The sequence below is a fragment of the Sphingomonas sp. genome (genome assembly GCF_051962185.1).
Taxonomy (GTDB): domain Bacteria; phylum Pseudomonadota; class Alphaproteobacteria; order Sphingomonadales; family Sphingomonadaceae; genus Sphingomonas.
The window spans coordinates 1-8,055 of the sequence record NZ_JBQCCN010000297.1; the positions used below are offsets into that span (position 1 = coordinate 1).

7 protein-coding genes are annotated in these 8,055 nt (G+C 66.0%); 5 read left to right on the plus strand and 2 right to left on the minus strand.

Annotated elements, in window-relative coordinates; genetic code table 11:
• Positions 1–609: Gfo/Idh/MocA family protein (locus ACTHJR_RS18245; RefSeq protein ID WP_440524810.1), on the minus strand; the 609-nt coding region annotated here is incomplete at its 3' end.
• Between the two features lie 160 nt (positions 610–769).
• On the opposite strand from ACTHJR_RS18245, the gene ACTHJR_RS18250 reads away from it, so the two are divergent.
• From ACTHJR_RS18250 to ACTHJR_RS18265, 4 genes are read left to right on the plus strand one after another with little or no spacing between them, the layout of a single operon-like run.
• Positions 770–2,557 (plus strand): IlvD/Edd family dehydratase, encoded by a 1,788-nt coding sequence (locus tag ACTHJR_RS18250; protein ID WP_440524812.1) that lies wholly within the window; start codon positions 770–772, stop codon positions 2,555–2,557.
• Positions 2,557–3,405: an SMP-30/gluconolactonase/LRE family protein gene (locus ACTHJR_RS18255; protein ID WP_440524814.1), complete on the plus strand. Its 849-nt coding sequence runs from the start codon at positions 2,557–2,559 to the stop codon at positions 3,403–3,405. The genes ACTHJR_RS18250 and ACTHJR_RS18255 overlap by 1 nt, the downstream gene beginning before the upstream one ends.
• A gap of 11 nt (positions 3,406–3,416) precedes the next feature.
• Positions 3,417–4,580, plus strand: a complete 1,164-nt coding sequence (locus ACTHJR_RS18260; RefSeq protein ID WP_440524816.1) for an aldose epimerase family protein — start codon at positions 3,417–3,419, stop codon at positions 4,578–4,580.
• A gap of 15 nt (positions 4,581–4,595) precedes the next feature.
• Positions 4,596–5,741 carry a cellulase family glycosylhydrolase gene (locus ACTHJR_RS18265; RefSeq protein ID WP_440524817.1) on the plus strand — a complete coding sequence of 382 codons (1,146 nt, stop codon included), beginning with the start codon at positions 4,596–4,598 and terminating at the stop codon, positions 5,739–5,741.
• A 225-nt stretch (positions 5,742–5,966) separates the two neighbouring features.
• Here the strand turns inward: ACTHJR_RS18265 and ACTHJR_RS18270 are convergent, their stop codons facing one another.
• Complete coding sequence (locus ACTHJR_RS18270) at positions 5,967–6,686, minus strand: FadR/GntR family transcriptional regulator (RefSeq protein ID WP_440524819.1); 720 nt, start codon at positions 6,684–6,686, stop codon at positions 5,967–5,969.
• 106 nt (positions 6,687–6,792) lie between these two features.
• Between ACTHJR_RS18270 and ACTHJR_RS18275 the strand changes: the two genes are divergently transcribed.
• Positions 6,793–8,055 (plus strand): sodium:solute symporter family transporter (locus ACTHJR_RS18275; RefSeq protein ID WP_440524821.1); only part of this gene is annotated, 1,263 nt, incomplete at its 3' end.

The window sequence follows — 8,055 nt, forward strand, 5'->3', positions numbered from 1 at the left end:
GGCGCGGCGTACGGCGAGACGGCCCGGCAGGATCGCGGTCGCGATCGACAGCGCGTTGATGCCGGGATCGAACACGCCGAACCCGCCGGCGGCCAGGATCCAGTCCTGCCCCGGATGCCATTTACGGATATTCTCGCGCCAGGCGATCGCCGCCGACCGGATCGTGCGGGTGCGCAGCCAGTCGCGCGCCGCCGCCACCGCCGCCGCCTCGCGCGAATGCCAGCTCGCGTAGAAAGCCAGGTTCGCGGCCTGCGCCTGGTCGATCAGTGCCTTGACCTCGCTGACCGTCGCGCCGGGCGGCTTTTCGATCATGACATGCTTGCCCGCCGCGAGCGCCCGCGCGGCGATCTCGTCACGTCCTTCGGGCGGGGTGCAGATCGAGATCGCATCGACCATCGGCCCCTGTTCGAGCAATGCGTCGATCGACGGGAAACTCGGCACGCCGTCGACCCCCGCGTGACGGCTGGTGACCGCGGTCAGGGCGAAGTCGGGCGACGCCGCAATCGCCGGAAGATGCTGATCGCGCGCGATCTTGCCGATTCCGATCACGCCGACCCTGATGGGATCACGCGTCTTTTCAATGCCTTCCACGGTTTCGGCCGATGTCATCCATTATTCCTTGCGATCTTTTTATAATATAAATAGGGTTTCTATCCATGTTGGTTGGCGCTATCAACCCAAATGACAACGACCCGGAAATCGGGGAAAACGAACGACGGAGGGGGCCGATGGAATTGCAGTTGCGGCGCGCGGATGTGGGAGGCGCGGCATGACCGATCGCCCCCGGCTGCGCAGCCGCGCGTGGTTCGACAATCGCGACAATCCGGACATGACGGCGCTCTATATCGAGCGCTATCTCAATTACGGTTTCAGTCTCGAGGAACTGCAAACCGATCGACCGATCATCGGCATCGCCCAGTCGGGCAGCGACCTGGTGCCGTGCAACCGCCATCATCTGGTGCTGGCGCAACGCGTCAAGGAAGGCATCCGCGATGCCGGCGGCATCGCGATCGAATTTCCCACCCATCCGATCCAGGAGACGGGCAAGCGGCCGACCGCCGGGCTCGACCGCAACCTGACTTATCTCTCCCTGGTCGAGGTGATGTACGGCTATCCGCTCGACGGCGCGGTGCTGACCATCGGCTGCGACAAGACCACGCCGGCGGCATTGATGGCCGCGGCGACGGTGAACATCCCGGCGATCGCTTTGTCCGTCGGGCCGATGCTCAACGGCTGGCACAAGGGCGAACGCACCGGGTCGGGCACGATCGTGTGGAAAGCGCGCGAGATGCTCGCCGCCGGCGAGATCGATTATGCCGGCTTCATCAAGCTGGTGGCTTCCTCGGCGCCGTCGACCGGCTATTGCAATACGATGGGCACGGCGACGACCATGAACTCGCTGACCGAGGCATTGGGGATGTCGCTGCCCGGTTCGGCTGCGATTCCGGCCCCGTATCGCGACCGCCAGGAATGCGCCTGGGAAACCGGGCGGCGGATCGTCGAGATGGTCCGCGCGGATCGCAAGCCCTCGGACATCCTGACGCGTGAGGCGTTCGTCAATGCCATCCGCGTCAATTCGGCGATCGGCGGGTCGACCAACGCGCCGATTCACCTCAACGCCATCGCCCGCCACATCGGCGTCGACCTGACGCTGGCCGATTGGGAAGAGGCGGGCGCCGACGTGCCGCTGCTGGTCAATCTCCAGCCGGCCGGCGAGTATCTCGGCGAGGATTATTATCGCGCGGGCGGCGTGCCGGCGGTGATGGGCGAGCTCTATCGCGCCGGGTTGATCGACGGATCGGTACTCACCGCCAACGGCCGCAGCGTCGCCGAAAATGTCGGCGAGGCTTGGATCGCCGATGAGGAAGTGATCCGGCCGTTCGATCGCCCGCTCAAGTCCCATGCGGGCTTGACCATGCTCAAGGGCAATCTGTTCGACGGCGCGGTGATGAAATTGTCGGTCATCTCCGACGAATTCCGCGCCCGCTATCTCTCCAATCCCGACGATCCCGATGCCTTCGAGGGCCGCGTCGTGGTGTTCGACGGGCCGGAGGATTATCACCACCGCATCGACGATCCCGCGCTCGGGATCGACCAGCACACCATCCTGATCATGCGCGGCGCTGGGCCGGTCGGCTATCCGGGCGGCGCGGAAGTGGTCAACATGCAGCCGCCCGCCGCGCTGATCCGCAGCGGCGTCCATGCGCTGCCCTGCATTGGCGACGGGCGCCAATCGGGCACCAGCGGCAGCCCGTCGATCCTCAACGCCGCGCCCGAGGCGGCGGTCGGCGGCGGGCTTGCCTTGGTGCGCACCGGCGACCGCGTCCGCATCGACCTCGCCCGGCGCACCGCCGACATGCTGGTCGACGCGGCCGAGCTCGATCGCCGCCGCGCCGAACTGGCCGCGGTCGAACGGGCCGTCACACCCGACTCGCATACGCCGTGGCAGGAGATCCAGCGCGGGCTGACCGGGCAGTTCGACACCGGCGCGGTGCTCGAGCCGGCGGTCAAATATCAGCGTATCGCCCAGCGCGGCCTTCCCCGGGACAGCCATTGATGAACGACGTCAGGATCATCGCGCGCGACCGCCGCGACAAGCTCGGAGAAGGGGCCCTGTGGTCCGCGCGGGAAAGCGCCTTCTATTGGGTCGACATCCTGGGGCGGCGAGTCAATCGCCTGCGCCTGGCCGACGATCGCGTCGACAGCTGGGACATGCCCGACACGATCGGCTGGCTGGTCGAGCGCGCGCAGGGCGGGTTCGTCGCCGGCCTCGGCCGCGCGTTCGTGGCGCTGTCGCTCGACCCGCTGACGATCGACCCGATTGCGGCGCCCGAGCCGGAGCGCGACGGCAATCGCTTCAACGACGCCAAGGCGGATGCCGCGGGACGGATATGGGCGGGATCGATGCCCTTTTCCTGCGACCGGCCGAGCGGCGCCTTCTATCGGCTCGACCCCGACGGCCGAGCGACGCGGATCGAGGACGGCTATACCATCCCCAACGGCCCGGCGATCGACGGTGATTTCCTGTTCCACACCGACACCGCGCTCGACACGGTGTTTCGCTATCCGGTGCATGACGACGGCAGCGTCGGGCCGCGCACGCCGCATATCGTATTCGAGCCCGGCTGGGGCCACCCCGACGGCATGACACTCGACGCCGACGGCCATCTGTGGGTCGCCTGCTGGGGTGGGTCGTGCGTCGCCCGGTTCGATCCCGACGGCCGGCGCGAGCGGACGATCGCGCTGCCGGCGTCGCAGATCACCAATATCGCATTCGCCGGCGACGCGCTCGACCGGATGTTCGTGACCTCGGCCGCCGATGGCGTCGACGAGGCCGAAGCGGGTCGCCTGTTCGAGGTCGATCCCGGCTGTCGCGGCCGGACCCCCTATCAATATCGCGGATGAAGGAGACTGACATGGCCCTGCGCTCGATCGCGCTCGCTGCATTGCTGATCGGCGTCGCTACCCCGGCGATGGCTGCCGAGGCGCATCAATCGACTTTCGGCCGCCTGCCCGACGGGCGCGCGGTGCCGGCGGTCACGCTGACCAACAAGGCGGGCGTTTCGGCGACGGTCATCGCTTATGGCGCGACGCTGCAATCGCTCGTCGTCCCCGACCGCAACGGCAAGCGGGCGGACGTCATGCTCGGCTATGACAATATCGACGATTATCTGCGCACGCCGCAATATTTCGGCGCGACGGTCGGGCGCTTCGCCAATCGCATCGCGCGCGGGCGTTTCACCCTCGACGGGCGCGACTATCGCGTGCCGGTCAACAACGGCAAGAATTCGCTCCACGGCGGCACGATCGGCTTCGACAAGGTGCTGTGGTCGGTGGTCTCGACCAAATCGGGGCCGACCGCCTCGGTGACCCTGCGCTACGTCAGCCGCGACGGCGATCAGGGCTATCCGGGAACGATGACGGTCGACGCGACCTATTCGCTCGACGAGAACAACGCGCTCAGCATCGAATATCGCGCGACCAGCGACGCGCCGACGATCGCCAACATCACCAACCACGCTTATTGGAACCTGTCGGGCGAGGGCTCGGACAACGGAGCCATGGGCCTGATGGTGACGATCCCGGCCAATAGCTATCTGCCGACGGACGACGGCGCGATCCCGACCGGCGAGTTCCGTCCGGTCGCCGGCACCGCGTTCGACTTCCGCACCCCGCGTGCCGTCGGCGAGCGGGTGCGCGATGCCCGCGACCAGCAGCTCGTCTACGGTCGCGGCTATGATCACAATTGGGTGATCGGGCGCAGCGTCACGCCGGGCCAGCATCTGATGGCGAGGGTCTATGACCCCAAATCGGGGCGCGGGTTCGAATTGTGGTCGAACCAGCCGGGCCTGCAATTCTATTCGGGCAATTTCCTCGACGGCACTTCGTCGGGCAAGGCCAAGCGCATCTATCGCGAAGGCGACGCCATCGTGATGGAACCGCAGATCTTTCCCGACACGCCCAACCAGCCGGCCTTCGGCTCCGCGCGTCTCGCGCCGGGGCAGGTCTATCGCAACGTCATGACCTATCGCCTGACCACAGGCCAGGGCGCCGCCCGTCCTGCCCGCACCCGTCGTTAACCGGAGCTCTCGACCATGAATCGCCTTTCCCTGCTCGTCGCGGCCGCCGCGATCGCGCTCGTTCCCGCGACGGCGCAGGCGCGCCCGCAATGGACCAAGGCCCAGGCCAATGCCTGGTATGCCAAACAGCCCTGGCTGGTCGGATCGAATTATATTCCCGCCTCTGCGATCAATCAGTTCGAGATGTGGCAGGCCGAGACCTGGGATCCCGTGCGGATCGATCGCGAGCTCGGCTGGGCGCAGGGCATCGGCATGAACACGATGCGCGTGTTCCTGCAGGACCAGCTCTGGAAACAGGATCCGGAAGCATTCAAGCGCCGCATCGATCAGTTCCTGACGATCGCCGCGCGCCACGGCATCCGCCCGCTGTTCGTACTGTTCGATAGCTGTTGGGATCCCGATCCCAAGCTCGGGCCGCAGCATCCACCGATCCCCGGCGTGCACAATTCGGGCTGGGTGCAATCGCCCGGCATGGCGGAATTGCGCGACAAGGCGCGCTATGGCGACCTCAAGGCCTATGTCCAGGGCGTGGTCGGCGCTTTCGCGAAGGACGACCGCATCCTCGGCTGGGATCTGTGGAACGAGCCCGACAATCCCGCCGATCAATACAAGGGCCAGGAAGGCAAGGAGCCGCTGGTCCGCGCCTTGCTCGCGCAGGTCTATGACTGGGCGCGCGCGGTCGACCCGGTCCAGCCGCTGACCAGCGGCGTGTGGTGGCACGACGACTGGGCGCCGAGCAGCACCAGGCTGACGCCGATGGAAAAGCTCCAGCTCGGCGAATCCGACGTCATCACGTTCCACGATTACAATTGGCCCGAGACTTTCGAACGCCGGGTGAAGCAATTGGTCGCCTGGGGCCGCCCGGTGCTGTGCACCGAATATATGGCGCGCGGCAACGGATCGACGTTCGACGGCTCGCTGCCGATCGGCAAGAAGTACAATGTCGCGATGATCAATTGGGGATTCGTCGACGGCAAGACGCAGACGCGCTTGCCCTGGGACAGCTGGCAGAAACCCTATGTGCTGAGCGAGCCGACGATCTGGTTCCACGAAGTGTTCCGCGCCGACGGCACGCCTTATCGCGAACGCGAAACCGACCTGATCCGCGCCAACGCCCGCGCGCCGAAGGGCGTGGTCGCGATGGTGCCATCGGCGAAATAGGGGGCTCTCCAGGATCGCGATCGATCCCGAGAGCTAAACCTCTCTCACCTTCGCGTCGTCGGGCGTTGTGGTCATTCCACCCTCCCCCGCCCAGGGGGAGGTGGCGCCGAAGGCGACGGAGGGGGAGGGCGTCTACAACCCGCCGTCGTGCTGCCGCCCCCTCCGTCAGGCTGCGCCTGCGTTGGCGGGGGAGGATTGGCTCGATTGTCGATCTGTCCTGAGCTTTCAAGCCGTCGGCGGGTTGGCGATCAGCGCCATGACCTCGTCGATGATCTTGGCCATCGCCTTGCGCGCGGCCTCGGGCTTGCGCGCCTCGATCGCGACCATCACCGCGCGGTGCGCCTCGAGGTCGGCGGTGCGGCCCTGGATGCGGTTGGTGAAGCGAATCGAGGTGCGAAGCGCGGTCGCGACGACGTCGCGGAACTGGGCGAAGAACGGATTGGCCGAGGCGCGCAGGATCGCGAGGTGGAAGGCGATGTCGGCCTCCAGCGTGTCGTCCTCGCCCGCTTCCGCCGCCTTCATGCGGTCGAAACCCGCCCGAATCACGTGAAGCCCGGCTTGGTCGGCCGCAGTCGCGGCCAATGCCGCCGCCGAAGGCTCGATCGCGCTGCGCAACTCGCTGAAATTGCGCAACAGCTCGATCGAGAATTTGCGGTCGAGCAGCCAGCGCAGGACGTCGGGATCGAACAGGGTCCACGAACTCGCGGGCTCGATGATCGTGCCCTGGCGCGGGCGCGCGCTGACCAGGCCCTTCGCCGTCAGCATCTTGACCGCCTCGCGCGTCACCGAACGGCTGACGCCATGCTGTTTGGACAATTCGGCCTCGGTCGGGAACGCCTTGCCGTCATAGCCGCCGGTGACGATCGATTTGCCCAGCGCGTCGAGCAATCCATAGGTCAGATTGCGCCCCAGCGAGGTACGAACTTCATCCGGATCGGTCGACATCGCTTGCATACTCCCCGTCGGCACTGTTAGATACCATAGATCATATAATTGGCCAGGCGCTTAATCTGACATAGCGAGCGGGGGGCCGGAGGGGAAGGGAAAGCGAATGCAGCTCGCCACCATCGATATAGCGGTCGTCCTGATCTACTTCGTCTGTATCTTCGGGCTGGCGCAATGGGTCAGCCGCGAGAAAGCGGGGCATACCAAGGATTCGTCCGACTATTTCCTCGCGTCCAAGAACCTGCCGTGGTGGGCGATCGGCGCGTCGCTGATCGCGGCCAATATCTCGGCCGAGCAGATCGTCGGCATGTCGGGCTCGGGTTATGCCATCGGTCTCGCCATCGCGTCCTACGAATGGATGGCGGCGGCGACCTTGCTGATCGTCGGCAAATGGTTCCTGCCGATCTTCCTCGCCAACAAGATCTACACCATGCCCCAGTTCCTCGAACAGCGGTTCGGGCCGACCATCCGCACGGTGATGGCGGTGTTCTGGCTGATTCTCTACGTGTTCGTGAACCTGACCTCGATCATCTGGCTCGGCTCGATCGCGGTCACCCAGGTGACCGGCCTCAATCAGGATCTGGCGCTGGCCGGGCTCGGCGCCTTCGCTCTGCTGTATCAGCTCCGTGGCGGGCTCAAGGCGGTGGCGCTGACCGATATCGTCCAGGTCACCCTGCTGGTGCTCGGCGGTCTCGTCATCGCCTGGCTGACGCTCGGCAAGATCGGCGGCGACGCCGGTATCATCGCCGGCTTCACCGAACTGACGCGCCGCGTGCCCGACCATTTCGAGATGATCCTTTCGCCCGACAACCCGCATTACAAGGATCTGCCGGGCATCGCCGTGCTGGTCGGCGGCATGTGGATCGCCAACCTCAGCTATTGGGGGTTCAACCAATACATCATCCAGCGCGCGCTGGCGGCCAAGAGCTTGCCCGAAGCGCAGCGCGGCGTGGTCTTCGCGGGCTTCCTCAAGCTGCTGATGCCGGTGATCATCGTGCTGCCGGGAATCGCCGCGGTGGTGCTGGCGCCGGGGCTGGCCAAGCCCGACCAGGCTTATCCGACGATGATGCGGCTATTGCCGACCGGCCTGCTCGGCCTGGTGTTCGCCGCCCTGATCGCCGCGATCGTCGCGTCGACCGCGTCCAAGATCAATTCGATCGCGACGATCTTCACGCTCGACATCTATGCCAAGATGAAGCGGATCCGGACCCGCGCCGAGGATGCCGAGGGGTCGGTCGAGCATGAGAAGCATCTGGTGCTGGTCGGCCGGGTGACGGCGATCGCAGCGATCATCATCGCGATGCTGACCGCGCGTCCGCTGCTCGGCAGCCTCGACCAGGCGTTCCAATATATCCAGGAATTCTCCGGC

What these genes read in the sequence shown, in the direction of transcription:
- ACTHJR_RS18250 (WP_440524812.1), top strand. Translation starts at nt 770, where the DNA reads ATGACCGATCGCCCCCGGCTGCGCAGCCGCGCGTGGTTCGACAATCGC.
- ACTHJR_RS18255 (WP_440524814.1), top strand. Translation starts at nt 2,557, where the DNA reads ATGAACGACGTCAGGATCATCGCGCGCGACCGCCGCGACAAGCTCGGA.
- ACTHJR_RS18260 (WP_440524816.1), top strand. Translation starts at nt 3,417, where the DNA reads ATGGCCCTGCGCTCGATCGCGCTCGCTGCATTGCTGATCGGCGTCGCT.
- ACTHJR_RS18265 (WP_440524817.1), top strand. Translation starts at nt 4,596, where the DNA reads ATGAATCGCCTTTCCCTGCTCGTCGCGGCCGCCGCGATCGCGCTCGTT.
- ACTHJR_RS18270 (WP_440524819.1), bottom strand. Translation starts at nt 6,686, where the DNA reads ATGTCGACCGATCCGGATGAAGTTCGTACCTCGCTGGGGCGCAATCTG.